At 63.3% G+C, this 25,390-nt stretch carries 18 protein-coding genes and 1 tRNA gene; 6 read left to right on the top strand and 13 right to left on the bottom strand.

The window, feature by feature from the left end; all coding sequences use genetic code 11:
• Positions 1-168 precede the first annotated feature (168 nt).
• Positions 169-243: transfer RNA gene (locus WCE05_RS11765), tRNA-Gln, on the top strand.
• A 168-nt stretch (positions 244-411) separates the two neighbouring features.
• Here the strand turns inward: WCE05_RS11765 and WCE05_RS11760 are convergent.
• The 3 genes from WCE05_RS11760 to WCE05_RS11750 all read right to left on the bottom strand — a co-directional run bounded on the left by WCE05_RS11760 (position 412) and on the right by WCE05_RS11750 (position 2,973).
• On the bottom strand, positions 412-1,560 hold the full coding sequence (locus tag WCE05_RS11760) for a M14-type cytosolic carboxypeptidase (RefSeq protein ID WP_225790199.1): 1,149 nt from the start codon (positions 1,558-1,560) through the stop codon (positions 412-414).
• A 149-nt stretch (positions 1,561-1,709) separates the two neighbouring features.
• Positions 1,710-2,225, bottom strand: a complete 516-nt coding sequence (locus WCE05_RS11755; RefSeq protein ID WP_368815971.1) for a DUF4880 domain-containing protein — start codon at positions 2,223-2,225, stop codon at positions 1,710-1,712.
• Between the two features lie 430 nt (positions 2,226-2,655).
• The gene (locus tag WCE05_RS11750; protein ID WP_368815970.1) at positions 2,656-2,973 is read right to left on the bottom strand and encodes a hypothetical protein; all 318 of its coding nucleotides are present in this window, start codon (positions 2,971-2,973) and stop codon (positions 2,656-2,658) included.
• Positions 2,974-3,060: 87 nt separating this feature from the next.
• Here WCE05_RS11750 and WCE05_RS11745 point away from each other — a divergent pair, with 87 nt between their 5' ends.
• The gene (locus WCE05_RS11745) at positions 3,061-3,765 is read left to right on the top strand and encodes a LexA family transcriptional regulator (RefSeq protein ID WP_225790202.1); all 705 of its coding nucleotides are present in this window, start codon (positions 3,061-3,063) and stop codon (positions 3,763-3,765) included.
• Between the two features lie 80 nt (positions 3,766-3,845).
• Here WCE05_RS11745 and WCE05_RS11740 read toward each other — a convergent pair whose 3' ends face one another.
• The 4 genes from WCE05_RS11740 to WCE05_RS11725 form a co-directional block, all read right to left on the bottom strand.
• On the bottom strand, positions 3,846-5,798 hold the full coding sequence (locus WCE05_RS11740) for an acetyl-CoA carboxylase biotin carboxylase subunit (RefSeq protein ID WP_368815969.1): 1,953 nt from the start codon (positions 5,796-5,798) through the stop codon (positions 3,846-3,848).
• Entirely contained in the window at positions 5,795-6,607 is an 813-nt protein-coding gene (locus WCE05_RS11735) for a gamma-carboxygeranoyl-CoA hydratase (RefSeq protein ID WP_253091361.1), read from the bottom strand. Before WCE05_RS11735 ends, WCE05_RS11740 begins: the two co-directional genes overlap by 4 nt.
• Positions 6,608-6,610: 3 nt before the next feature.
• Complete coding sequence (locus WCE05_RS11730) at positions 6,611-8,218, bottom strand: carboxyl transferase domain-containing protein (RefSeq protein WP_225790205.1); 1,608 nt, start codon at positions 8,216-8,218, stop codon at positions 6,611-6,613.
• Between the two features lie 139 nt (positions 8,219-8,357).
• Positions 8,358-9,521: an isovaleryl-CoA dehydrogenase gene (locus WCE05_RS11725; protein ID WP_253081422.1), complete on the bottom strand. Its 1,164-nt coding sequence runs from the start codon at positions 9,519-9,521 to the stop codon at positions 8,358-8,360.
• 229 nt (positions 9,522-9,750) lie between these two features.
• On the opposite strand from WCE05_RS11725, the gene WCE05_RS11720 reads away from it, so the two are divergent.
• Positions 9,751-11,421 (top strand): AMP-binding protein, encoded by a 1,671-nt coding sequence (locus tag WCE05_RS11720; protein ID WP_225790207.1) that lies wholly within the window; start codon positions 9,751-9,753, stop codon positions 11,419-11,421.
• Positions 11,422-11,600: 179 nt separating this feature from the next.
• Here WCE05_RS11720 and WCE05_RS11715 read toward each other — a convergent pair whose 3' ends face one another.
• A complete protein-coding gene (locus tag WCE05_RS11715) occupies positions 11,601-11,768 on the bottom strand; it encodes a hypothetical protein (RefSeq protein WP_368815968.1) in 168 nt (55 codons plus the stop codon).
• A 136-nt stretch (positions 11,769-11,904) separates the two neighbouring features.
• Here WCE05_RS11715 and WCE05_RS11710 point away from each other — a divergent pair, with 136 nt between their 5' ends.
• The 3 genes from WCE05_RS11710 to glgB all read left to right on the top strand — a co-directional run bounded on the left by WCE05_RS11710 (position 11,905) and on the right by glgB (position 19,613).
• Positions 11,905-13,923 (top strand): alpha-1,4-glucan--maltose-1-phosphate maltosyltransferase, encoded by a 2,019-nt coding sequence (locus tag WCE05_RS11710; RefSeq protein WP_253081420.1) that lies wholly within the window; start codon positions 11,905-11,907, stop codon positions 13,921-13,923.
• A gap of 167 nt (positions 13,924-14,090) precedes the next feature.
• Entirely contained in the window at positions 14,091-17,402 is a 3,312-nt protein-coding gene (treS, locus tag WCE05_RS11705; RefSeq protein WP_368815967.1) for a maltose alpha-D-glucosyltransferase, read from the top strand.
• The gene (glgB, locus tag WCE05_RS11700; RefSeq protein ID WP_225790211.1) at positions 17,403-19,613 is read left to right on the top strand and encodes a 1,4-alpha-glucan branching protein GlgB; all 2,211 of its coding nucleotides are present in this window, start codon (positions 17,403-17,405) and stop codon (positions 19,611-19,613) included.
• Between the two features lie 101 nt (positions 19,614-19,714).
• Here glgB and WCE05_RS11695 read toward each other — a convergent pair whose 3' ends face one another.
• The 5 genes from WCE05_RS11695 to WCE05_RS11675 all read right to left on the bottom strand — a co-directional run.
• Positions 19,715-20,572, bottom strand: coding sequence for a DUF6708 domain-containing protein (locus WCE05_RS11695; protein WP_368815966.1), 858 nt, complete (start codon positions 20,570-20,572; stop codon positions 19,715-19,717).
• Between the two features lie 256 nt (positions 20,573-20,828).
• Positions 20,829-21,212: a hypothetical protein gene (locus tag WCE05_RS11690; RefSeq protein ID WP_368815965.1), complete on the bottom strand. Its 384-nt coding sequence runs from the start codon at positions 21,210-21,212 to the stop codon at positions 20,829-20,831.
• Positions 21,213-21,507: 295 nt separating this feature from the next.
• Entirely contained in the window at positions 21,508-22,401 is an 894-nt protein-coding gene (locus WCE05_RS11685; protein WP_368815989.1) for a hypothetical protein, read from the bottom strand.
• A gap of 368 nt (positions 22,402-22,769) precedes the next feature.
• Positions 22,770-23,663: a hypothetical protein gene (locus WCE05_RS11680; protein WP_368815964.1), complete on the bottom strand. Its 894-nt coding sequence runs from the start codon at positions 23,661-23,663 to the stop codon at positions 22,770-22,772.
• Positions 23,664-23,665: 2 nt separating this feature from the next.
• Positions 23,666-25,390 (bottom strand): hypothetical protein (locus WCE05_RS11675; RefSeq protein ID WP_368815963.1); only part of this gene is annotated, 1,725 nt, incomplete at its 5' end.

The following is a 25,390-nucleotide window of genomic DNA, read 5'->3' as shown; positions in this document are numbered from 1 at the left end:
TGCAACACGGACACTAAGTTTCTGTTTTCAGGCATTTTTTTTTCACGCTGGGGGTTCCCAGCCGAAAAGAATGTTGCTAAAGTGCCGCGCATTCCAGCACAGCGCCCCCGCGGCGTTGTCAGCGAACAGTCTGAACGACGGTGCCCAGGCACTGCTCGCATCCGATACAGGGGCGTCGCCAAGCGGTAAGGCAGCAGGTTTTGATCCTGCCATGCGTTGGTTCGAATCCAGCCGCCCCTGCCATTTTTTCTTTTCTATTTATCTTCCCAGGCCGCGATCGAAGGCCAGCATCCACGTCATCGCTTGCCGTTCAGGGCTCACGAATCCTGTGTGCCGCAAGAGTCCTTGTGGACGCTTCAGTATAGGGCTGGCGCCATGCCCATTGGGGCTGCAAGGCAGCCCCAATGCCCCTCAGCGCAGGTCCCCGACCATCTTCGCCAAGGTTTCCAATACCGCCCCAGCCAACGCCTTCGAGCGCTCCCCCGACCAGCCGGTCATGGCGTTGGGCGCATCGTCATGGTCCTTGAACGGCATCTCCAGGGTCAGCGACAGGCAGTCGTACGCCTGCCCCACGGCATTGCAGGCCAGGGTCATATTGGCCTGGCCCGGTTCGTCGCGGGGGTAGCCATGGGTGGTCTGGAAGTCTGGCGTGACGCTGCACAGCATCGTGCGAAACTGCTGCTCCAGTTGCGCCAGGCGCGGCGTATAGCCCGGGTTGCCTTCGCAGGCCGCCGTGAACACATGGGGGATTTCCTCATCCCCATGCACGTCGATGAACGCATCCACCCCATACTGCTTCATCTGTGCCTGGGCGAAGAACACCTCCGGGCTCGAGTCGACACTGGCGTCCTGCCAGGCGCGGTTGAGGTCCTTGCCCTTGAAGTTGGTGCGCAGGTGGCCGAGGAAGGCGCCGTCGGGGTTCATGTTGGGGATCAGGTACAGGTCGGCCTTGGCCAGCAGTTGCCGGACGGACGCCTCGTTGGCCTGCAGGCAATCGATCACGCCTTCCATGAACCACTCGGCCATGTGCTCGCCCGGGTGCTGTTGGGCGATCAGCCACAGCTTGCGTTTGCCCGCCGCACCGTCGCCGGCGCGCAGCAGGGGAATGTCGCGGCCCTGCACGCTGCGCCCACTGGCCAGCAGTTCGACGCCGGGGATCTGCCGGGCGCGCTCGATCAACTGGTTGTGGCGGGCGCGAGGGTAGGGCTCGAAGTAGGCGAACCAGATCTGCTCCTGCTCGGCCTTCACTTCGAAGGCCAGCGCCTTGCCATCGAACTGGCTGGGTACGCGGAACCAGGTCTGCTGGTCGTAGGAGGCCACGGCGTTGTAGCCGCTCCAGGCGTTCTTGTAGGAAGACTCGGAAGCGTTGTCCAGGCTGAAGCGATGGACCTGCCCCCGCGTGAGGCCGCTGACCTTGAAGTGGAACCACTGGAAGTGGCCGCTGTGGGTGTCGGGGCGGATGGCCAGGTGGACCTGGGCCGGGTTGCTGGCATCCAGCACTTGGATGTTGCCGGAATCGAAATCGCAGTCGATGTGCAGCGGGGACAGCGTCACGGTCATTGCCTGGCTCCTGTGGCTTTTGTTGTGGGGGTACTGTACACCGCTGGGTGGGTCGCTGCGTTGCGAATGACGCCTCTGGTTATGCTGTTGGATTTCTGGGGCGCGAAGCGGCCCCAATCGAGTTGACTGTCAGCGCTGGAGGTGAGGGCTCAGGCCAAGTACCCGAACATCAGGAGGGCCGCAATCCCCAACCCGATCGCAATCGAGCAGCCGCCCAACGAAAGCGCCGCACGCCCTTGCTGGTACCAGCCGTCATGCCCCAACTGCCGTGCTGGGGCCAGCAGGCTGCGCCAGCGCAGCTCGGTCTCGTGGAAGGCTTCCCGGTGTGCGGGGTCGGCATCCAGCCAGCGGCGGAAGTCGATGCGTTCGCTGGCAGTGACCTGCGGGTTTTGCAGGCGCACATACCAATGCCCGGCCACGCAGGCCAGGGCATCGCCAGGCGCATGGGTGGTCTGCAGCGCCTGGTTCATGTGGCGTTCGATGGCCAGCAGGGGCAGGTCGAGGCGTTCGGCGATAGCGGCGAAATCCAGCTGGTCGAGGCGGTTGAGCAGGAACACCTGCTGCACTCGACGCGGCAGGCGCTTCAGGCCGTGGAGCAGGGCATCCTCGGAAGACGCCTGGTCGGCATCGGTGGCATGACCGAGGGGCAGCAGCAGACGGGTCATGGACGGCTCCTTGCGCGAAAGGGGTGGGGGAGGGGGCATCTTCCCTGATGCGCAAACAGCTTAATCTTAACGAGATTGATTCTCAAGTGCTGATTGTGCAAAACGTTGTAACACCCGTTCACGAAATGACACACCTTTGCTATCATCGCGGCCATTCAAACGGTACCCGGTCTTCATTAGCCTGAAGAGCCAAAAAAAATGACCCGGCAAAAAGCCGGGTCAAAAACCGTGATTAGCCTGATGAGGAGATAATCTGAGAGCGACCTAAGCTCCAGGTTATCCAGCGGATCTCGCGATCAGCTGAGTGCAATAATAATCGTTATCATTTGCCAGTCAAATGAATTTTCAGTAATCCGGTAAAAAAGTTTTTCCGGTGCACCCCCGTCCCCGGCAATTGGGGCCTTTGCCGTTCGTCGGCCTCACGTGTTGTCTACTCTCCCCCCACCTGTACCGATTGCTTGTGCTCCAGCAGCGTCCTGGCCATGTTCATCATGTGCATCAGCGCGAACAGGATCTCCCGCGTCATGCCCTGGGGCTGGTGGGTGGCCGTCTCGTGGGCGGTGGCGGCGGCGCAGCGCAGCAAGGCGACGGCATGGTCGTGGGCCTGCTCGGAGGAAACACCGTCGTGCAGGGTCCAGATGCGGTTGTCCAGGCTGGGGCGGGACGGTGGTGGATTGAGGTAGTAGTCGAGGGCGCGGCGGGCCGCTTCGCTGTCGAGATCTGTTTCGTCTTTTTTCGGTGGTTTCATCCTGATACCTGCGAAGGCCAATGGAAAAAGGTCCAGGCTGAAGTTAATACTTTTAGTATTCGATGTCTCGATGAGAAATAATACTGAATGTTTATTGAGCGCCCGAAGGCAGTCCGTATCGTGCCAGCGATGAATATGGATAAATGGATTGCCCTCGTCCGTGACCGGATCGAGGAGCTCGATATCTCCCAGGAGCAGCTCGCCGAGCGCGTTGGGGTTTCCCAGGGCAGCGTGGGCCATTGGCTACGCAAACGGCGCCAGCCGAGGGTCGATTCGATGAACCGGGTGTTCGTCGAGCTCGGCATGCCCCATTACCAGGTCCGCCTGCAGCTGCGGGTGCTGGGGCAGGTTGGCGAAGACAGCGCCCTTTACGAGGTGGATGACGACGACGATGTCGACCTGATGAAATACATCGTGTGCTTTCGTTATCCGGTACTGGGCTGGGATGAGCTGGATGCGCCGATGCCCGAGCAAGGCACTGTCTTCGAGCAGACCGATTATTTCGCCCAGGGCAAGGCGTTCTGGCTGACGGTCGAGAACGACGCCATGAGTGCCGCCAGCGGCCGCAGCGTGCCCCAGGGCATGCGCATCCTGGTGGACCCGGGGGTGGCGGCGGAGCCGGGGCGCCTGGTGATCGCTCGCCAGCCTGGCAAGCCGGCGATCTTCCGGGAGCTGGCCGAGGAGGGTGGGCAGCAATACCTCAAGGCGTTGAACAGCAGCTATCCGGCGTTGGTGTGTGAGGAGGGCTGCGAGTTCCTGGGGGTTGTCGTGCGGGTGCACGGGGTGCTCTAGGGCTTCGGCGAGCTGCCATCGCTCAGTCGAGCGGCATCGGGGCTGCTTTGCAGCCCCGAAATGGCAGTTGAACGGTCAGCTCATTCCACCAGCTCGACCAGCACCGCTCCCTCGTTGACCATATCCCCTTCCTGGCAGAACAGCGCCTTCACCGTCCCGCCATGGGGCGCACGAATGCTGTGTTCCATCTTCATCGCCTCCAGCACCACCAGCGCGGTGCCGGCCTCCACGGCCTGGCCCGGCGCGACCAGCACGCGCACGATACTGCCGTTCATGGGCGCGCCCAGGCCGCCCTGATGGCTGTGGCTGGCCTCGGCCTCGGCGATCGGGTCGAAGGCGGCGACGGCATGCATTTCCCCCTCCCATTGCAGGAACAGGGTGTCGCCACGGCGAATCGCCAGGTGGCGCTGGCGCACGCCGTCCAGGTCATGGCACAACTGCTCGCCTTCCAGGCGCAGGGTCGATGCCGCCGTGCGCTCCAGGGCCACGGCTTGCGCATGGCCGCCGCTCACCAGGTGCAGGCTGCTGCGCGCCGGCAGGCCCAGGCGCAAGCCCGCGCGGCTGGCCCAGGGCGAAGCCGGGTCATCATCGCGCCGGGGCGTGGGGCTGCCCTGCAGCCAGGCTTCGGCGGCAGCCTGCCAGAACGCCGCCGGTAGCGCCTGGGCAGGCGGCAGCAGCTCGGCCTGGTGGCGCGGGATGAAGCCGGTGTCCAGCTCGGCCGCGGCGAAGGCCGGGTGGGCCAGGATACGGCGCAGGAAACCGATGTTGGTCTTCACCCCGCCGATGGCGAATTCATCGAGCATGGCCAAAAGGCGCAGGCGTGCCTGCTCACGGTCCTCGCCCCAGGCGATCAGCTTGCCCAGCATCGGGTCGTAGAACGGCGAGACGCTGTCGCCCTCGCTGACCCCGCTGTCTACCCGTCGTCCCTCACCAGGCGTCGACTCGCGATACAGCGCCAGGGTGCCGGTGGCCGGCAGGAACTCGTTGGCCGGGTCTTCGGCGTACAGCCGCACCTCGATGGCATGGCCGACCAGCGGTACCTGCGCCTGGCTGATCGGCAAGGGATCGCCGCAGGCGACGCGGATCTGCCAGGCCACCAGGTCCAGCCCGGTGATGGCCTCGGTGACCGGGTGCTCCACCTGCAGGCGGGTGTTCATCTCCATGAAGAAGAACTCGCCGCGGGCATCGAGCAAGAACTCCACGGTGCCCGCGCCGACATAACCGATGGCCTGGGCCGCGCGCACCGCCGCCTCGCCCATGGCCTTGCGCAGCTCGGCGGTCAGGCCCGGGGCAGGGGCCTCCTCGATCACCTTCTGGTGGCGGCGCTGGATCGAGCAGTCGCGCTCGTTGAGGTACAGGCAGTTGCCGTGCTGGTCGGCGAACACCTGGATCTCCACATGGCGCGGCTTGAGCACGTACTTCTCCACCAGCATGCGCGCATCGCCGAACGACGACTGCGCTTCACGCTGTGCCGAGGCCAAGGCGTCGGCCAGCTGGCTTTCCTCCTCGACCACCTTCATGCCCTTGCCGCCGCCACCGGCGCTGGCCTTGAGCAGCACTGGGTAGCCGATGCGTTCGGCGGCGGCGCGAAAGGTCTCCAGGTCCTGGGCCTCGCCGTGGTAGCCGGGCACCAGCGGCACGCCGGCGCTTTCCATCAGGGCCTTGGCCGCCGACTTGCTGCCCATGGCGTCGATGGCGCTGGCCGGGGGGCCGAGGAAGATCAGCCCGGCCTGTTCGACGGCACGGGCGAAGCCGGCGTTCTCCGAGAGGAAGCCGTAGCCGGGGTGGATGGCCTGGGCACCGCTGGCCTTGGCCGCGGCCAGCAGCTTGTCGATGTCCAGGTAGCTCTCGGCCGCCTTGGTGCCGCCCAGGTCGACACGGATGTCGGCCTCGCGGCTGTGCCGGGCGTCGCGGTCGGTGGCACTGTGCACCGCGACCGTGGTCAGGCCCATGGCCTTGGCGGTGCGCATGACCCGGCAGGCGATCTCGCCGCGGTTGGCGACCAGCAGGGTGGTCAGCGTGGGATGGCTCATGGGCGTGGGTCCTTATCCAGGGTTTGCCAGGCGGGGCGGCGTTTTTCCAGGAAGGCGCGCAGGCCCTCCTGGCCTTCGGCGCTGACGCGGATGCGGGCGATGCTGTTCTCGCAGTAGCGGCGCAGAGCGGGGCTCAGTTCACCGTCATCCACTTCGCGCAGCAGGTCCTTGGTGGCGCGCAGGGCCTGGGGGCTGTTCTGCAGCAGGTTGTCCACCCAGGCCTCGACCTGGGCGTCCAGGTCGCTGGCCGGGTACACCTCGGCCAGCAGGCCCAGCTCACGGGCGCGCACGCCGCTGAAGCGCTCGGCGGTCAGGGCGTAGCGGCGGGCGGCGCGCTCGCCGATGGCCTTGACCACGAACGGGCTGATCACCGCCGGGGCCAGGCCGATGCGTACCTCCGACAGGCACAGTTGCGCATCCTCGGCGCCGATGGCCATGTCGCAGCAACTGATCAGGCCCAGGGCACCGCCGAAGGCCGCACCCTGCACCACGGCCAGGGTCGGTACCTTCAGGCGATGCAGGCTGTACATCAGCTCGCCCAGTTCATGGGCGTCGTCCAGGTTGGTGTTGAAGTCCAGCTGCGCCGACTGCTGCATCCACGCCAGGTCGGCGCCGGCACTGAAGTGCCGGCCACGACCGCGCAGCAGGACGAAGCGCAGGCTGGCGTCCTCGGCGAGCCGGTCGATGGCCACGATCAGCTCGCGGATCATCTGCGCATTGAAGGCGTTGTTCTTGTCTTCCCGGCTCAGCCACAGGGTGGCGAAGCCACGGGGATCGCGGATCAACTCGAGGGTTGTGAAATCGCTCATGGGTCACATCCGGAAAATGCCGAAGCGGCTCTGTTCGATCGGGGCGTTCAGCGCGGCGGACAGCGCCAGGCCGAGCACGTCGCGGGTCTGCGCCGGGTCGATGACGCCGTCGTCCCACAGCCTTGCGCTGGAATAGTAGGGGTGGCCCTGGCGCTCGTACTGGTCGAGGATCGGCTGCTTGAGCCTGGCCTCGTCCTCGGCGCTGAAGGCCTGGCCTGCGCGCTCGCTCTGCTCGCGCTTGACCTGGGCCAGCACGCCCGCCGCCTGTTCGGCGCCCATCACGCCGATCCGCGCGTTGGGCCACATCCACAAAAAGCGCGGGTCGTAGGCGCGGCCGCACATGCCGTAGTTGCCGGCACCGAAGCTGCCGCCGATGATCACCGTGAACTTCGGCACCTGGGCGCAGGCCACTGCGGTCACCAGCTTGGCGCCGTGCTTGGCGATGCCGCCTTCCTCGTACTTCTTGCCGACCATGAAGCCGGTGATGTTCTGCAGGAACAGCAGCGGGATGCCGCGCTGGCAGGCCAGTTCGATGAAGTGCGCGCCTTTTTGCGCCGCCTCGGCGAAGAGGATGCCATTGTTGGCCAGGATCGCCACCGGGTAGCCGTGCAGGTGGGCGAAGCCGCACACCAGGGTGGTGCCGAACAGCGCCTTGAACTCGTCGAACACCGAGCCATCGACCAGGCGTGCGATCACCTCGCGCACGTCGAACGGTTGCTTGGCGTCGGCCGGCACCACGCCGTACAGCTCCTGAGCGTCGTAGAGCGGGGCGACCGGCGCCTGGCACTGCAGCTTGCCGAGCTTGTGCCAGTTGAGGTTGGCCACGCAGCGCCGGGCCAGGGCCAGGGCGTGCTCGTCGTTGTCGGCATAGTGGTCGGCCACGCCGCTGGTGCGGCAGTGCACATCGGCGCCGCCGAGGTCCTCGGCGCTGACCACTTCACCGGTGGCGGCCTTCACCAAAGGCGGCCCGGCGAGGAAGATGGTCGCCTGCTGGCGCACCATGATCGCCTCGTCGGCCATGGCCGGCACATAGGCGCCACCGGCGGTGCACGAGCCCATGACCACGGCGATCTGCGGGATACCCAGGGCGCTCATGTTGGCCTGGTTGAAGAAGATCCGCCCGAAGTGTTCGCGGTCGGGGAAGACTTCGTCCTGGCGCGGCAGGTTGGCACCACCGGAGTCCACCAGGTAGAGGCAGGGCAGGCGGTTCTGCAGGGCGATGGCCTGTGCGCGCAGGTGTTTCTTCACCGTCAGCGGGTAGTAGGAGCCGCCCTTCACCGTGGCGTCGTTGGCCACGATCATGCATTCGACCCCCTCGACCCGGCCGATGCCGGCGATCACCCCGGCGGCGGGCACGTCCTCGCCGTATACCTCATGGGCGGCGAGCTGGCCGATCTCGAGGAACGGCGAGCCCGGGTCGAGCAGGCGGTCGATACGCTCGCGCGGCAGCAGCTTGCCACGCGAGGTGTGCCGCTCCTGGGCCTTGGGCCCGCCGCCCTGGCTGACCTGGGCGAGCAGGGTGCGCAGCGCTTGCACCTGGGCCGCCATGGCGGCCGCGTTCTGCACGAATTCCGGCGATCTTGGGTTTAACTGTGACTTCAGAATCATCATTGCTCCCGGCGCAGCTCGCTTTCAGCTCCAAGCATCAAGCTGCAAGCTGATCTGTGTTGTAGTGACGAACGCGTATCTCCAGCACGCCACGAACTGCTCTTTCTTGCAGCTTGAAGCTTGCAGCTCGGCATGCCCCCCGTCAGCGCGTTTCGTTGAAAAGCTCGCGGCCGATGAGCATCCGGCGGATCTCACTGGTGCCAGCGCCGATTTCGTACAGCTTGGCGTCGCGCAGCAGGCGGCCAGCCGGGAACTCATTGATGTAGCCGTTGCCGCCGAGGATCTGGATCGCCTCCAAGGCCATCTGGGTGGCGCGCTCGGCGGTGTAGAGGATCACCCCGGCGGCGTCCTTGCGGGTGGTCTCGCCACGGTCGCAGGCCTGGGCCACGGCATACAGGTAGGCGCGGCTGGCGTTGAGCTGGGTGTACATGTCGGCGATCTTGCCCTGGATCAGCTGGAACTCGCCGATGCTCTGGCCGAACTGCTTGCGGTCGTGGATGTAGGGCACTACCAGGTCCATGCACGCCTGCATGATCCCGGTCGGGCCGCCGGAGAGCACCACGCGCTCGTAGTCCAGGCCGCTCATCAGCACGCGTACGCCGCCGTTGAGCTGGCCGAGGATGTTTTCCTCGGGCACCTCGACGCCGTCGAAGAACAGCTCGCAGGTGTTGGAGCCACGCATGCCCAGCTTGTCGAACTTGTTGCTGCGCGAGAAGCCTTTCCAGTCACGCTCGACGATGAACGCGGTGATGCCGTGCGGGCCCTTGTCCAGGTCGGTCTTGGCATAGATCACGTAGGTGTTGGCGTCCGGGCCGTTGGTGATCCAGGTCTTGCTGCCGTTGAGCACGTAGTGGTCGCCGCGTTTCTCGGCGCGCAGCTTCATCGACACCACGTCGGAGCCGGCGTTGGGCTCGCTCATGGCCAGGGCGCCGATGTGCTCGCCGCTGATCAGCTTGGGCAGGTACTTCTGCTTCTGTTCGTGGCTGCCGTTGCGGTTGATCTGGTTGACGCACAGGTTGGAGTGGGCGCCGTAGGACAAGGCCACCGAGGCCGAGCCGCGGCTGATCTCCTCCATCGACACCACATGGGCCAGGTAACCCAGGCCGGCACCGCCGTATTCTTCAGGCACGGTGATACCCAGCAGGCCCATGTCGCCGAACTTGCGCCACATGTCGGCGGGGAACAGGTTGTCCTGGTCGATCTGCGCGGCGCGCGGGGCCAGTTCGGCGGCGACGAAGGTGCGCACCTGGTCGCGGAGCATGTCGATGGTTTCGCCCAGGGCGAAGTTCAGGGTGGGGTAATGCATGCGGGGGCACCTTCTTGTTCTTGAAATGGGTAACACCGTAGCTCATGGCTGTTTCACGGCGAGCCTGTGCGAGGCCATGGCAGGGTGTCGTTTTTCACCTTTACGTTAACGTAAACCTGGCGTTGGGTGCTGTCAATCGACTCATGACCTTTACGTTAACGTAAATCTGCGCCAGAGTAGCCATCGCTTGCTTCAGTCATGCCCAGAACAACCACAAGAAGGGATATCCATGAGTCAACCAAGCTACACCCGTGGCCGCCAGGACCGGCCCCTGCTGACCCAGACCATCGGCCAGGCCTTCGACGCCACCGTGGCCCGCTGCCAGGACCGCGAGGCCCTGGTGGCCCGGCACCAGGGGCTGCGCTACAGCTGGCGGCAATTGGCCGCGCAAGTCGATCGTCACGCCAGGGCGCTCATGGCCCTGGGCGTGCAGGTCGGCGACCGAGTCGGCATCTGGTCGCCCAACTGCGCCCAGTGGTGCATCCTGCAACTGGCCAGCGCCAAGGTCGGCGCGATCCTGGTCAACATCAACCCGGCCTACCGGGTGGGCGAGTTGGAATACGTGTTGCGCCAGTCAGGCTGCAGTTGGCTGGTTTGCGCCGATGTCTTCAAGACCTCCGACTACCACGCCATGCTCCTGGAGCTGGTGCCCGAACTGGCCGCCCCGTCGCCGGGCCGCCTCGCCAGCGAGCGCCTGCCGGACCTGCAGGGCGTCATCAGCCTGGCGGCCAACCCACCGGCCGGCTTCCTGCCCTGGGCGCGCCTGGCCGAGCGGGCCGGGCAGATCGACCTGCAGGCCTATGCCGCGCGCCAGCGCAGCCTGCAGTTCGACCAGCCGGTGAACATCCAGTACACCTCCGGCACCACGGGCGCGCCCAAGGGGGTGACGCTCAGCCACTACAACATCCTCAACAATGGCTACATGGTCGGCCAGAGCCTGGGCCTGGGCGACACCGACCGCATGGTGATCCCGGTGCCGCTGTACCACTGCTTCGGCATGGTCATGGCCAACCTCGGCTGCGTCACCCATGGTTGCACCATGATCTACCCCAACGACGCCTTCGACCCGGCCTTGACCCTGCGCGCGGTGGCTGAGGAGCGCGCCAGCATCCTCTACGGCGTGCCGACCATGTTCATCGCCATGCTCGACCACCCAGGCCGGGCCGAGCTGGACCTGTCCAGCCTGCGCAGCGGCATCATGGCCGGCGCCACCTGCCCGATCGAGGTGATGCGCCGGGTCATCGACCAGTTGCACATGGCCCAGGTGCAGATCGCCTATGGCATGACCGAGACCAGCCCGGTATCGCTACAGACCGGCCCGGACGATGAGCTGGAGTTGCGCGTGACCACCGTCGGGCGTACCCAGCCGCAGTTGGAGACCAAGCTGGTGGACGAGCACGGCAACATCGTCGCCCGTGGCGAGATCGGCGAGCTGTGCACCCGCGGCTACAGCGTGATGCTCGGCTACTGGAACAACCCCCAGGCCACCGAGGAAGCCATCGACCCGGCCGGCTGGATGCATTCGGGCGACCTGGCGGTGATGGACGAGCAGGGCTACGTGCGCATCGTCGGGCGCAACAAGGACATGATCATCAGGGGCGGCGAGAACATCTACCCGCGCGAGCTGGAGGAGTTCTTCTACACCCATCCGGCGGTGGCCGACGCCCAGGTGATCGGCATTCCCTGCAGCCGCTATGGCGAGGAGATCGTCGCCTGGATCAAGCTGCACCCCGGGCACAGCACCAGCGCCGAGGCGCTGCAAGCGTGGTGCAAGGCACGCATCGCCCATTTCAAGGTGCCGCGGCACTACCGCTTCGTCGAGGCGTTCCCGATGACCGTGACCGGGAAGGTGCAGAAGTTCCGGATGCGCGAGATCAGCATCGCCGAGATCGCACTGTAGTTTTTGCCGTTCAACTGTATTTGGGGCCGCTTCGCGGCCCCAGATGCCCCATAGGATCCAAGTCGATCCCCCCATCATGCAGCGCCCAGGCCCCTGCGGGAGCGGGCTTGCCCGCGAATGGCCCCAGGCGGCACCCCCAAAGCCACGGCCAGCCACCCTGGGCCGGTCATGATCCTTGTCTATCCTTTGCCTTTGACCGGCGGCTCCTCGCTCGGCGGGTCCCCCACCGGAGGCGGCACGGTCGGCTCGACCGGCGGATCGTCCGGCTCTTGCTCCGGCACCGGTGGCGGCAGGGTGGGGTCGTCGACGTTGGGATCGGGCGCCTCTGGCGCAATGGGTATGCTCATGGCCTGGCCTCGCAGGATGAATGAAGTGCTGTCGCAGGCTTTGACCGGGCCCTGTGCCATTCGCTCATTTTTTTGAACCCCCGCCGCCCCGACGGCTCTGAACCCTTACCGCCACAGCAAAAGGGAGCAAGGTTCGATGTCTGGTAACGAGCCCTTCGAAAGCGTGCCCATGGCCAACGACCATCCGGACCAGGCCATCAGCCTGTCCCAGGCGCTGCTGGCGCCGCGCATCGTGATCGAGGACACCCTGCCCGTGCTCGACGCCGGCACCTTCGCGGCCAAGGCCGTGCGCGGCCAGCCGGTGGAGGTGAGCAGCAAGGTCTACAGCGACGGCCACGACCGCCTGGCGGTGACCCTGCACTGGCGCCAGGCCCACAGCCGGCGCTGGCACTGCGTGGCGATGCACTCCCCGGGCAACGACCTGTGGCTGGCGCACTTCACCCCCACCGAGCTGGGCCCGCACCTGTTCAGCATCGAAGCCTGGATCGACCCCTTCGCCACCTACTGCCACGACCTGGAGAAGAAATACCACGCCGGCGTCGAGGTCAGGCTGGAGCTGGAGGAGGGCCGGCTGTTGCTGGGCCAGGGCGCCGAGCGCAGCCAGGGCCCGTTGCGCGAGCAGCTCGAACAGTTGCAGCAGCGCCTGTCGACGCTGGCAGCGGACGACCAGGTGGCGCTGTTGCTGCATGCCGACACCGCCGCGCTGATGATCGCGGCCGAACACCGCAGCTACCTGACCCGCAGCGCCGAGTTCCCCGTGGACGTGGACCGCGAGCGCGCCCTGTTCGCCAGCTGGTACGAGCTGTTTCCCCGCTCGGTCACCGATGATCCCCAGCGCCACGGCACCTTCGACGACGTGCACCAGCGCCTGCCGATGATCCGCGACATGGGCTTCGACGTGCTGTACTTCCCGCCCATCCACCCTATCGGCATGAAGCACCGCAAGGGCCGCAACAACGCCTTGCGGGCCGAGCCGGGCGACCCGGGCAGCCCCTATGCGATCGGCAGCCCGGAGGGTGGCCACGACGCCATCCACCCACAACTGGGCAGCCGCGAGGATTTTCGCCGGCTGGTGGCCGCCGCCACCGAGCACGGCCTGGAGATCGCCCTGGACTTCGCCATCCAGTGCTCCCAGGACCACCCCTGGCTGACCGAGCATCCCGGCTGGTTCAGCTGGCGCCCCGACGGCACCATCCGCTACGCCGAGAACCCGCCGAAGAAGTACCAGGACATCGTCAACGTCGACTTCTACGCCGCCGATGCCGTGCCCTCCCTGTGGCTGGCCCTGCGCGACGTGGTGGTCGGCTGGGTCGAGGAGGGCGTGCGGACCTTCCGTGTCGACAACCCGCACACCAAGCCGCTGCCGTTCTGGCAGTGGCTGATCGCCAATGTGCGCAGCCGCTACCCGGACGTGATCTTCCTCGCCGAGGCCTTCACTCGCCCGGCGATGATGGCGCGCCTGGGCAAGGTCGGCTATGCGCAGAGCTACACCTACTTCACCTGGCGCAACACCAAGCAGGAACTGCGCGAGTACTTCGAGGAACTCAACCAGCCGCCGTGGCGCCACTGCTACCGGCCGAACTTCTTCGTCAACACGCCGGACATCAACCCCTATTTCCTGCAGACCAGCGGCCGTGCAGGCTTCCTGATCCGCGCCGCCCTGGCCACCATGGGCTCGGGGCTGTGGGGCATGTACTCGGGCTTCGAACTGTGCGAGGGCACGCCGCTGCCAGGCAAGGAGGAGTACCTGGACTCGGAGAAGTACGAGATCCGTCCGCGCGACTTCACCCAGCCGGGCAACATCGTCGCCGAGATCGCCCAGCTCAACCGCATCCGCCGGCAGAACCGTGCCCTGCAGACCCACCTGGGGGTGGCGTTCTACAACTGCTGGAACGACAACATCCTGTACTTCGGCAAGCGCACGCCCGAGCGCGACAACTTCATCCTGGTGGCCGTGAGCCTCGATCCGCACAATGCCCAGGAAGCGCACTTCGAACTGCCCCTCTGGGAGCTAGGCCTGGACGACGGCGCCGATACCCTCGGCGAGGACCTGATGAACGGCCACCGCTGGACCTGGCACGGCAAGACCCAATGGATGCGCATCGAGCCCTGGCACCTGCCATTCGGCATCTGGCGCATCGAGCGGGCAAGTTAGGCGATGAATCGGGGGCCGCGAATCGCCCCATCGCCGGCAACCCAGGTCCCGCAGGTTTTGCCGCACCGCGAAGCTTGTGGGAGCCGGCTTGCCGGCGATGGGGCGCGAAGCGGCCCTGATACCGACAACACGGTTGCAAGCTGAACCCGAACAGAAAGGAGTCGCACATGGCCAAGCGTTCCCGCCCGGCAGCCTTCATCGACGACCCGCTGTGGTACAAGGACGCGGTGATCTACCAACTGCACGTGAAGTCGTTCTACGACTCGAACAACGACGGCATCGGCGATTTCGCCGGGCTGATCGGCAAGCTCGACTACATCGCCGACCTGGGCGTCAACACCCTCTGGCTGCTGCCGTTCTATCCTTCGCCACGGCGCGACGACGGCTACGACATCGCCGAGTACAAGGCCGTGCACCCGGACTACGGCAGCATGGCCGATGCCCGCCGTTTCATCGCCGAGGCGCACAAGCGCGGGCTGCGGGTGATCACCGAGCTGGTCATCAACCACACCTCCGACCAGCACCCCTGGTTCCAGCGCGCCCGCTGTGCCAAGCGCGGCAGCAAGGCACGGGACTTCTACGTGTGGTCGGACGACGACCAGAAGTACGACGGCACGCGGATCATCTTCCTCGATACCGAGAAGTCCAACTGGACCTGGGACCCGGTCGCCGGCCAATACTTCTGGCACCGTTTCTATTCCCACCAGCCGGACCTGAACTTCGACAACCCCCAGGTGCTGAAGGCGGTGATCGGGGTCATGCGCTTCTGGCTCGACCTGGGTGTCGACGGCCTGCGCCTGGACGCGATCCCCTACCTCATCGAGCGCGACGGCACCAACAACGAGAACCTGCCCGAGACCCACGAGGTACTCAAGGCGATCCGCGCCGAGATCGACGCCAACTACCCCGACCGCATGCTCCTGGCCGAGGCCAACCAGTGGCCCGAGGACACCCGGCCGTACTTCGGCGAGGGCGACGGCAACGAGTGCCACATGGCCTTCCACTTCCCGCTGATGCCGCGCATGTACATGGCCCTGGCGATGGAGGACCGCTTCCCGATCACCGACATCCTGCGCCAGACCCCGGAGATCCCCGCCAACTGCCAGTGGGCGATCTTCCTGCGCAACCACGACGAGCTCACGCTGGAGATGGTCACCGACCGCGAGCGCGACTACCTGTGGAACTACTACGCCGAGGACCGCCGCGCACGCATCAACCTGGGCATCCGCCGGCGCCTGGCGCCGCTGCTGCAGCGTGACCGTCGGCGCATCGAGCTGCTCACCAGCCTGCTGCTGTCCATGCCCGGCACGCCGACGCTGTATTACGGCGACGAGCTGGGCATGGGCGACAACATCTACCTGGGCGACCGCGACGGCGTGCGTACCCCCATGCAGTGGTCGCCCGACCGCAACGGCGGTTTCTCTCGCGCCGACCCCCAGCGCCTGGTGCTGCCGCCGATCATGGACCCGCTGTACGGTTACCAGACGGTCAACGTCGAGGCCCAATCCCACGACCCGCACTCGTTGCTCAACTGGAACCGCCGCCTGCTGGCGGTGCGCAAGCAGCAGAAGGCCTTCGGCCGTGGCAGCATGAAGATGCTCACCCCAAGCAACCGGCGCATTCTCGCCTATGTACGCGAGTACACCGATGCCGAGGGCAACAACGAAATCGTCCTGTGCGTGGCCAACGTTTCCCGCGCCGCCCAGGCCGCGGAGCTGGAGCTGTCCCAGTATGCCGACAAGGTGCCGGTGGAAATGCTCGGCGGCAGCGCCTTCCCGCCCATCGGCCAGTTGCCGTTCCTGCTCACGCTGCCGCCCTATGGCTTCTACTGGTTCCTCCTGGCCTCGCGCGATCGCATGCCCAGCTGGCACATCGAGCCGACCGAGGGCCTGCCGGAGCTGACCACCCTGGTGCTGCGCAAGCGCATGGAGGAGTTGCTCGAGGCGCCCTCCAGCGACACCCTGCAAACGACCATCCTGCCCCAGTACCTGCCCAAGCGGCGCTGGTTCGCCGGCAAGGAAGGGCCGATCGACCAGGTGCGCCTGAGCTACGGCGTACGCCTGGCCACGGCGGCCAGCCCGGTGCTGCTCAGCGAACTGCAGGTGCACAGCGACGGCGTGGTCGATCACTACCAACTGCCTTTCGGCCTGCTGCCGGAGGAGCAGATCAACAGCGCCTTGCCGCAGCAACTGGCGCTGTCCCGGGTACGCCGGGGCCGCCAGGTGGGGCTGATTACCGACGCCTTCGTCCTCGAGCCGTTCATCCGTGCCGTGCTGCGTGCCTGCCAGGAGCGCACCTGGCTGCCGAGCGATGCGGGCGAGCTGCGTTTCGAGTGCACCGAACAACTGGCCGAGCTGGCGCTGGACGAGGACAGCGAAGTGCGCTACCTGAGCGCCGAGCAATCCAACAGCTCGGTGGTGGTGGGTGGGCGCCTGGTGCTCAAGCTGATCCGCCGGGTCAACCCCGGCATTCACCCGGAACTGGAGATGAGCACCTACCTGACCGCGGCCGGCTTCGCCAACATCTCGCCGTTGCTGGGGTGGGTCAGCCGGGTCGACGAGCAGCAGCAACCGCACTTGCTGATGATCGCCCAGGGCTACCTGGACAACCAGGGCGATGCCTGGGCATGGACCCAGAACACCCTGGAGCGGGCGATCCGCGACGAGATGGAGCCGACGACCGTCGAGCCGGAGGCGCACACCGACGCCCTGGCCGAACTCACCGGCTTCGCCGCCTTGCTCGGCCAGCGCCTGGGCGAGATGCACCTGCTGCTGGCCGCGCCCAGCGACGACGAAGCCTTCCAGCCACGGCCCAGCTTGGCCGCAGACAGCGAGCGCTGGAGCCGGCAGATCAGCGCCGAGCTGGCGCATGCCCTGGACCTGCTGGCCCAGCACCGCGACAGCCTCGACAGCGAAAGCCAGGCCCTGGTCGACGACCTGCAGCAACAGCGCGCGGGCCTCGCCCAGCACATCGACACCCTGGCCCACCAGGCCCAAGGTGGCCTGCTGATGCGCGTGCACGGCGACCTGCACCTAGGCCAGGTGCTGGTGGTGCAGGGCGATGCCTACCTGATCGACTTCGAAGGGGAGCCGGCACGTCCGCTAGAGGAGCGCCGGGCCAGGCACAGCCCGTACAAGGATGTCAGCGGCGTGCTGCGTTCCTTCGACTATGCTGCTGCGATGATCCTGCGCAGCGCCTCGGCGGTGGACTTGTCCGACGCCGCGCGCCAGGCCCGGCAGCGGGTCGCCCGGCAGTACCTGCACCAGTCGCGCCATGCCTTCGTCGAAGCCTATGGCCTGGCCACCGCCGCCATGCCCCACGCCTGGCAGCAGGCCGAGGGCGAACGCGCCGCGCTGGAGCTGTTCTGCCTGGAAAAAGCCGCCTACGAAATCACCTACGAAGCCGAGAACCGGCCAAGCTGGCTGGCCGTGCCCTTGCATGGCCTGCATGGACTGATCAGTACCTGGGGAGAGCCATAGATGAATGCAACCACGCGTGAAAACGGCGGCCTTCGGCAACGGGACCTCGACGCCCTGGCCCGCGCCGAGCACGCCGATCCCTTTGCCGTGCTGGGGCCGCACGCCGATGGTGCGGGCGGCCTGTTCGTTCGCGCCTTCCTGCCCAACGCGCTGAGCGCGCGAGTGCTGGCGCGCCATGATGGACGTGTGCTGGCCGAAATGGTGCAGGGCAGCCTGCCGGGCCTGTTCACCGCGCACCTGGACGAAGCCCATCCCTACCTGCTGCAGATCGGCTGGGCCGGCGGCGAGCAGATCACCGAAGACCCCTATAGCTTCGGCCCGCAGTTGGGCGAGATGGACTTGTACCTGTTCGCCGAAGGCAACCACCGCGACCTGTCCGGCCGCTTCGGCGCCCAGCCCACCCAGGCCGACGGTATCGACGGGGTGTGCTTCTCGGTCTGGGCACCGAATGCCCGGCGGGTCTCGGTGGTCGGCGACTTCAACAACTGGGACGGCCGTCGCCACCCCATGCGCCTGCGCCACGATGCCGGGGTATGGGAGCTGTTCGTGCCGCGCCTGGGCATCGGCGAGGCCTACAAGTTCGAAGTACTCGGCCAGGGCGGCGTGCTGCCGCTCAAGGCCGACCCGCTGGCCCGCGCCACCGAGCTGCCGCCGAGCACGGCCTCCAGGGTGGCCGGCGCGCTGCGCCACGCTTGGCGCGACGACGGCTGGATGGCCCAGCGCGCCCAGCGCCATGCCTACAACGCGCCGCTGGCGATCTACGAGCTGCATGCCGGCTCCTGGCGCTGCGAGCTGGACGACAGCGGCGAGATCGCCCGTTTCTACGACTGGCGCGAGCTGGCCGAACGCCTGGTGCCCTACGTGCAGGACCTGGGCTTCACCCATATCGAGCTGATGCCGATCATGGAGCACCCGTTCGGCGGCTCCTGGGGCTACCAGCCGCTGTCGCTGTTCGCGCCCACCTCACGCTACGGCAGCGCGGAGGATTTCGCCGCGTTCGTCGACGCCTGCCACCAGGGCGGCATCGGCGTGATCCTCGACTGGGTACCGGCGCATTTCCCCACCGACGAGCATGGCCTGGCGCGTTTCGACGGCACTGCCCTGTACGAGTACGACAACCCCCTGGAGGGCTTTCACCAGGACTGGAACACACTGATCTACAACCTTGGCCGCAACGAGGTGCGCGGCTTCATGCTGGCCTCGGCGCTGCACTGGCTCAAGCACTTCCACATCGATGGCCTGCGCGTCGATGCGGTGGCCTCGATGCTCTACCGCGACTACTCGCGCAAGGCCGGCGAGTGGGTGCCCAACCGCCATGGCGGGCGCGAGAATCTCGAGGCCATCGACTTCATCCGCCAACTCAACACCGTGGCCGCCCACGAGGCCCCAGGGGCGCTGATCATCGCCGAGGAGTCCACCGCCTGGCCCGGCGTCAGCCAGCCGGTGCAGCAGGGCGGCCTGGGCTTCGCCTACAAGTGGAACATGGGCTGGATGCACGACACCCTGCACTACATCCAGAACGACCCGGTGCACCGCGCCTATCACCACAACGAAATGAGCTTCGGGCTGATCTATGCCTATTCCGAGCACTTCATCCTGCCGATTTCCCACGACGAAGTGGTGCACGGCAAGCACTCGCTGATCGACAAGATGCCGGGCGATCGCTGGCAGAAGTTCGCCAACCTGCGCGCCTACCTGGCCTTCATGTGGACCCACCCGGGCAAGAAGCTGCTGTTCATGGGCTGCGAGTTCGGCCAGTGGCGCGAGTGGAACCACGACCACCAGCTGGATTGGTACCTGCTGCAGTATTCCGAGCACCAGGGCGTGCAGCGCCTGGTGAGCGACCTCAACCGCCTGTACCGCGAGCAGCCGGCCCTGCACGAGCAGGACTGCCAGCCCCAGGGCTTCCAGTGGCTGATCGGCGACGATGCGCGCAACAGCGTATACGCCTGGTTGCGCTGGAGCGCCGACGGCGAGCCGTTGCTGGTGGTGGCCAACTTCACCCCCGTGCCGCGGGAGGGGTATCGCATCGGCGTGCCGTTCGGCGAGCGCTGGGCGGAGTTGCTCAACAGCGATGCCGAGCTGTATGCCGGGTCGAATGTGGGGAACCTGGGGGCGGTGGCCAGCGAGCCGTTGCCCAGCCATGGGCAGCCGTTGTCGCTGGCGCTGAACCTGCCGCCGTTGGGCGTGCTGGTGATGAAACCGGCCTGACACCACCGGTGTATGGCAAGGGCTCACCCTTGTTCGCAGAGCACGCCAAGCCCCAATGCCGCTTACTTAAGACGGTCAGCGGTCATTTGGGGCCGCTTCGCTTACCGATCTTCCTCGAAGGCTTCTGGAGGTGGAGGTGCCGCGCGGACGTTGAAGAGGCGGCAGATGACGTACCAGCAGAGGGCAACGGACAGGTTGTAAGGGAACAGCACGGCCCAGAACGGCAGTTGCCAGTTTTTCTTGCCCTGCATTTCACCAGGCTCGCCGGTTCGCCAGGGAGCGTAGTGCTGCCAGGCTTCGGCGGGTGTCAGGCAGATCTGATGCAGGGGCTTGTACCACCAGTTGGGTTCACCGGGGGGCGGTAGTTTGTCAGGGCCGTGGTCCATGAAGTGGCGGAGGTATTCCCAGACTTCGGCGACGTATTTGATGTCGGGTTCGGTCGGTTCGTTGCTGTCGACCCAGAGGCAGTCTTTCTGATGGAGGGTGCCGTCTGCTCTGCGGGGAGCGAAGGCGAGTGCATAGCTAGTACTGAAGGACGCACCGCCAAATTCAGTACGTTTGAATAGTCCGCCCCGCATGTTGTTCCAGTCGAAAATGAAAAGACTTTTGAAACGCTTGTAGTAAACTTTTTTTGTGGATCTGTTTAGGTAGATGTTGGATAATTTTTTTATATAAAGAATTCGGTAGGCTAGAAACGGGGAGAAGATAAGGGGTGCAAGAAATTGCATGATCATAAGCAAATAAGCACGATCAAAAGTGTCGGGTATAAAAATTTTGGGGTAGGTTAATAGAGCTAATCCTACTGTCATTGCGGTGTAGAGCTTTCCCATGAATACAGAGTCGGTTACCCATGGGTTGCGCAAGGTTAATGTTTCGTTGGTTGTGCTGGATATTTGGCTTGAGATTCTAGGTTTGGTTTCTGTTTTGCATTTAGGGGCGAATAGCCAGATCACTGACATGGTTTGTCTTCCTGGTTTTAATTGTGTTCCGGTTCGAGATTGTTATGCCGGTCTGGGTTAGGGGGCGAGTGATTTCCCGGCTTTTGTAACTATTTTTAATTTTTTAGATTAAAGGCTGTAACACCGAAGGTCGGCGCGGCAAGCCCCGACGTGCATTCCGACGCATCGCTTCTCTGCAAGATGTTGTAGGTTTTTAAGCGCAATGACGTTAGACCAGAGCATCGTTGTATCCAGCGGCTCCAAGACTTGAACTCATTTACGGCTCGATACGCTCACCATTCCCCCGGATCACTGGTTTGCGCTTTTCGGCGAAGCCGCAGAGCACGTCGATTTCAGCGGGAAAGGTGGCGTAGGGAACGTTGTACTGCAGCCAGGCTTCGACGCTGTCGGGGTAAGCATTGATAAGCAGCCAGATGATCCACGCGGGGATGGTGATAGGGGCCCATAACCAACCATAAGGTTTATGAAGTTGGCGGCGCAGGCTGGCATACCAGTTGCGGAATATTGTGCCAATGTTAATTTTATCTGGCCCGGTAATCGCTGCGCCCCATGCTATTGTAATTATGTATATCAAGAACGGCATGCCAATATAGCTGGCTGCGCTGCTTTTCATGTGATTGGCATATGTTTCGAGCTCCACGCACTGTTTATTGACACGTCGTACCCCGTCAGCTTGGGGAGGAATATTATCGATGCAGTTATGGTTTAGCCGTGTACCTCCAAGCCGTAGGCTATGCGGGAGGCGTTTTATTTTTTCTTTCATTTTGAGGGCGCCGGCTCAAGTTGAGAGGAATCTATTGGGCCTGAAAATATATGAGGTGTTGCCGAGTTTGATCGCACTCCATGCACGATACGATGGCATCGCGCATGGGCAGAATGGGTACCCGTGCGTGGTAAGCAGGCCGGAGGGGTGGCGCTGCTGACGGAGGTATCAATCATTGACGCTTTCCTTTGCCTGAGGGAGCGGGAGCTTCCTCGAAGGCTTCCGGAGGTGGAGGTGCCGCGCGGACGTTGAAGAGGCGGCAGATGGCGTACCAGCAGAGGGCAACGGACAGGTTGTAAGGGAACAACACGGCCCAGAACGGCAGTTGCCAGTTTTTCTTGCCCTGCATTTCACCAGGCTCGCCGGTTCGCCAGGGAGCGTAGTGCTGCCAGGCTTCAGCGGGTGTCAGGCAGATCTGATGCAGGGGCTTGTACCACCAGTTGGGTTCACCGGGGGGCGGTAGTTTGTCGGGGCCGTGGTCCATGAAGTGGCGGAGGTATTCCCAGACTTCGGCGACGTGTTTGATGCCGGGTTCGGTCGGTTCGTTGCTGTCGACCCAGAGGCAGTCTTTCTGATGGAGGGTGCCATCTGCTCTGCGGGGAGCGAAGGCGAGTGCATAGCTGGTAGTGGAGGATGCACCGCCAAATTCGGTGCGTTTGAAAAGGCCTCCTTCGGTTTTGGTCCAGTCGAACACTATCTGTTTTTTGAATCGTTGGTAATGAATCTTATTCGTGGCGCGACTGAAGTGGAAGCAAGATAGTTTTTTTATTAAGTGAATTCGATAAGCTAGGAATGGAGTGAAGATTAGTGGGCCTATTAAATACTGTGCCATTGAGTGTTTGTCTAGTAGCAAGATGCTTCTATATTCATCATCGAGAATGGAGGGGTACATAAGGCTTGCCAAAAATATTGTTATCGCTGTGTAAATTTTTCCCATGAATACCGAGTCGGTTACCCATGGGTTGCGTAAGATTAATATCTCGCTGGTTATGCTAGATATTTGGCTTGAGATTTTAGGCTTTGTTCCTGTTTTGTTGTTAGGGGTGAATAGCCAAACCACTGACATGTTTTGCTCCCTGGCTTGAAATGTTTTTGGGGAAGGAGTTTTCGGGGTGGGAGTGATAACGGGTGATTGATTTTTTACCTGTGTTTGATTTTTGAGATTGATGGCCATCCAAGACTTGAGCCCATTCACGGATCGATACGCTCGCTATTCACCCGGATCACTGGTTTACGCTTTTCGGCGAAGCCGCATAGCACGTCGATTTCAGCGGGAAAGGTGGCGTAGGGAACGTTGTATTGCAGCCAGGCTTCGACGCTGTCGGGGTAAGCATTGATAAGCAGCCAGATGATCTACGCGGGGATGGTGATAGGAGCCCATACCCGTGCGTTGTAAGCAGGCCAGAGGGGTGGCGCTGCTGACGGAGGTATCAATCATTGGCGCTTTCCTTTGCCTGAGGGAGCGGGAGCTTCCTCGAAGGCTTCCGGAGGTGGAGGTGCCGCGCGGACGTTGAAGAGGCGGCAGATGACGTACCAGCAGAGGGCAACGGACAGGTTGTAAGGGAACAACACGGCCCAGAACGGCAGTTGCCAGTTTTTCTTGCCCTGCATTTCACCAGGCTCGCCGGTTCGCCAGGGAGCGTAGTGCTGCCAGGCTTCGGCGGGTGTCAGGCAGATCTGATGCAGGGGCTTGTACCACCAGTTGGGTTCACCGGGGGGCGGTAGTTTGTCGGGGCCGTGGTCCATGAAGTGGCGGAGGTATTCCCAGACTTCGGCGACGTATTTGATGTCGGGTTCGGTCGGTTCGTTGCTGTCGACCCAGAGGCAGTCTTTCTGATGGAGGGTGCCGTCTGCTCTGCGGGGAGCGAAGGCGAGTGCATAGCTGGTACTGAAGGACGCACCGCCAAATTCGGTGCGTTTGAATAGGCCGCCCCCCATGTCGTGCCAATCGAAAACGAAGAGTTTTCCTAGGCGCTTATAGTAGATGTTTTTTGTGGCTCGATTTAGGAAGAAGTTTGAAAGATTCTTTATGTAGTAAATTCGATATGCCAGAAATGGCGTTAGGATGAGGGGTGTGAATATGTATATGGCTATTGAGTGTCCGTCTGTTAATACGAAGTTGCGATAGTCTTCGTCGAAGATGTCAGGATATATCAAGAGTGTCAGGGCTACTGTCAGTGCTGTGTAAAGTTTTCCCATGAAAACCGAGTCGGTTACCCATGGGTTTCGCAAAATTAATAGATTGTTATTGATGTTGATGGCCTGGTTGCCTATTTTAGGCGGGTGCAGTGAGTTGGTGTGAGGCGTGAAGATCCATAGTGTTGACATTGTTATTTCTCAAGCATGAAATGGGTTGTCGAGGTAGCGGCTTCGTCTAACCCTGTATTGGGCAGGTAGGTTATTTCTAATGTTGCATATCTGTAGGTCTTGACTTCGGATTTGAAGTGTAGGACTAATCCTGCAGCAACCATGTAGCAGGCCGGGTTGACTTTGGAAATTGTCGGGTTGCCATTGTTGACGTGCTTGCTGAATTTTGCATGCCAATCACTTTGGCCGAGAATGAAGCCGCGCAGGAACACTGTGAACTCGACGCTGGGCGCCTGTTTAGGCACTTCATTGTGAACGATCGCTGTCCAGTTAGGCGGTGACCATGTGTTGTTGTCAGACCATCGGCTGTCAAGTCCCTCAATACCAAGAGTCTTTGATTCCTTACTAGAAATTAAGGTGGGTAAGTAGAAGGCCAAATACCATGCTTTAATTTCTTCGTTGAGGTTGCTGAATGATGGTAGTTTGTTTTCGAAGTCTAATTTTATGCGTGCTCGTATTTCTCCATCATTTTGGCGTGTGCCAAAAATAGTTCTGGCTGCCCATAGCTCTATAGGGCTATGAAGGTGTTCATGTGCTTTCGAATGAAGAAGTATTCCGCCTGTGATTATTATTGCGCCAAGTAGTGCGACTGCCGCCGCCGCTTGTCCTGCAAATGGAATGATAAGTGTCGGGCCGGCGATTGCCAGACTGCCCTCCAGAAGTAATATGGAGCCAATGGCCACGGATACCCCACCGTAAGCTGTATACAGGGATGCGCCCGGGGCGCCATTTGATTTTTGTCTCCTGTATTTTTCATAGTCTGAATAGAGTCCTGAAATAATTGCTGGATAACTGGATAGTCGCGCGAATAGATTGCTACTTAAGAACTTGATAAATCCATTGCCAAACGCCATCCCAGGCGCAGTGGAACTCAACCTCAACATCAGCGCCTTTTGCATCGCCCGAACGCTTACCAATGTCCCCGCCGCTGCGCCTATTACCCCGAAGATCGACGCGGCGAACCCCGCCGTGTATTCCGGTGCATCGCTTTTCTGCAAGTTCTGGTAGGCCGCTTTGAGCGAGATCACGTTGAACCACAGCATCCCGCTATTCAAACCGGTTCCAACCCCACCGGTGAGCAGCCCGACAAAGGTCGGCTTCACACGCAATGTGGTCGTGAGCTCGACCGCCACCGTCCGGCTCCCCGTGACCCGCAGCTGTTTCATCTCCTCGACTTGGGCCATTCCGCTTTTCAGGTACCGTTCCACCTCCTGGCTGAACGGATTCTCGCGTACGGCCTGGTCGGTGATCCGGTAGCGCGCCGCCAGCAGCCCCAGGGCTTTCTCGGCATTGGCTTCCTTGGCGGCCATCAGCACTTGTTGGCGCAGGGTGTGGCTGGCGTCCCAACGGGTGCGGCCGCGCATGCGCTTGAGCACCACGGCGCTGACGGACTGGGCGGTGAGGTCGGTGATGTCGGCAATGGCCGGGAAGCGCCCGGCCAGGCCCTCGATGACATTGTCGCTGCCACCCAGCAAGGTGCCGACCGTATCGGCTTTTTCCCTGAAGGGGTTGAACGGCGCCAAGGCCGTGTAGAGGGGGCTGTCGTGCTGGTCCAGCCATTGCTCGAGGCGCTTGAAGCGTCGGTCGTGGTCTTCGGTGCCGGGGACTGGCTGGGCCATGGGGTGGATCAGCAGGGCCAGGGCGATCTCCAACCCACGGGCGCAGGTCGGCTCGTCACGGTCATAGGA

It is taken from the genome of Pseudomonas sp. I2, assembly GCF_040984075.1.
Classification (GTDB): Bacteria; Pseudomonadota; Gammaproteobacteria; order Pseudomonadales; family Pseudomonadaceae; genus Aquipseudomonas; species Aquipseudomonas guariconensis_B.
The sequence above is the reverse complement of the archived record's forward strand: the minus strand, read 5'-3'. Positions and strand labels throughout refer to the sequence as shown.

Coding starts and splice junctions, on each gene's coding strand:
- WCE05_RS11760 (WP_225790199.1), bottom strand. CDS start 1,560: ATGACCGTGACGCTGTCCCCGCTGCACATCGACTGCGATTTCGATTCC.
- WCE05_RS11755 (WP_368815971.1), bottom strand. CDS start 2,225: ATGACCCGTCTGCTGCTGCCCCTCGGTCATGCCACCGATGCCGACCAG.
- WCE05_RS11750 (WP_368815970.1), bottom strand. CDS start 2,973: ATGAAACCACCGAAAAAAGACGAAACAGATCTCGACAGCGAAGCGGCC.
- WCE05_RS11745 (WP_225790202.1), top strand. CDS start 3,061: ATGTTTATTGAGCGCCCGAAGGCAGTCCGTATCGTGCCAGCGATGAAT.
- WCE05_RS11740 (WP_368815969.1), bottom strand. CDS start 5,798: ATGAGCCATCCCACGCTGACCACCCTGCTGGTCGCCAACCGCGGCGAG.
- WCE05_RS11735 (WP_253091361.1), bottom strand. CDS start 6,607: ATGAGCGATTTCACAACCCTCGAGTTGATCCGCGATCCCCGTGGCTTC.
- WCE05_RS11730 (WP_225790205.1), bottom strand. CDS start 8,218: ATGATGATTCTGAAGTCACAGTTAAACCCAAGATCGCCGGAATTCGTG.
- WCE05_RS11725 (WP_253081422.1), bottom strand. CDS start 9,521: ATGCATTACCCCACCCTGAACTTCGCCCTGGGCGAAACCATCGACATG.
- WCE05_RS11720 (WP_225790207.1), top strand. CDS start 9,751: ATGAGTCAACCAAGCTACACCCGTGGCCGCCAGGACCGGCCCCTGCTG.
- WCE05_RS11715 (WP_368815968.1), bottom strand. CDS start 11,768: ATGAGCATACCCATTGCGCCAGAGGCGCCCGATCCCAACGTCGACGAC.
- WCE05_RS11710 (WP_253081420.1), top strand. CDS start 11,905: ATGTCTGGTAACGAGCCCTTCGAAAGCGTGCCCATGGCCAACGACCAT.
- treS (WP_368815967.1), top strand. CDS start 14,091: ATGGCCAAGCGTTCCCGCCCGGCAGCCTTCATCGACGACCCGCTGTGG.
- glgB (WP_225790211.1), top strand. CDS start 17,403: ATGAATGCAACCACGCGTGAAAACGGCGGCCTTCGGCAACGGGACCTC.
- WCE05_RS11695 (WP_368815966.1), bottom strand. CDS start 20,572: ATGTCAGTGATCTGGCTATTCGCCCCTAAATGCAAAACAGAAACCAAA.
- WCE05_RS11685 (WP_368815989.1), bottom strand. CDS start 22,401: ATGTCAGTGGTTTGGCTATTCACCCCTAACAACAAAACAGGAACAAAG.
- WCE05_RS11680 (WP_368815964.1), bottom strand. CDS start 23,663: ATGTCAACACTATGGATCTTCACGCCTCACACCAACTCACTGCACCCG.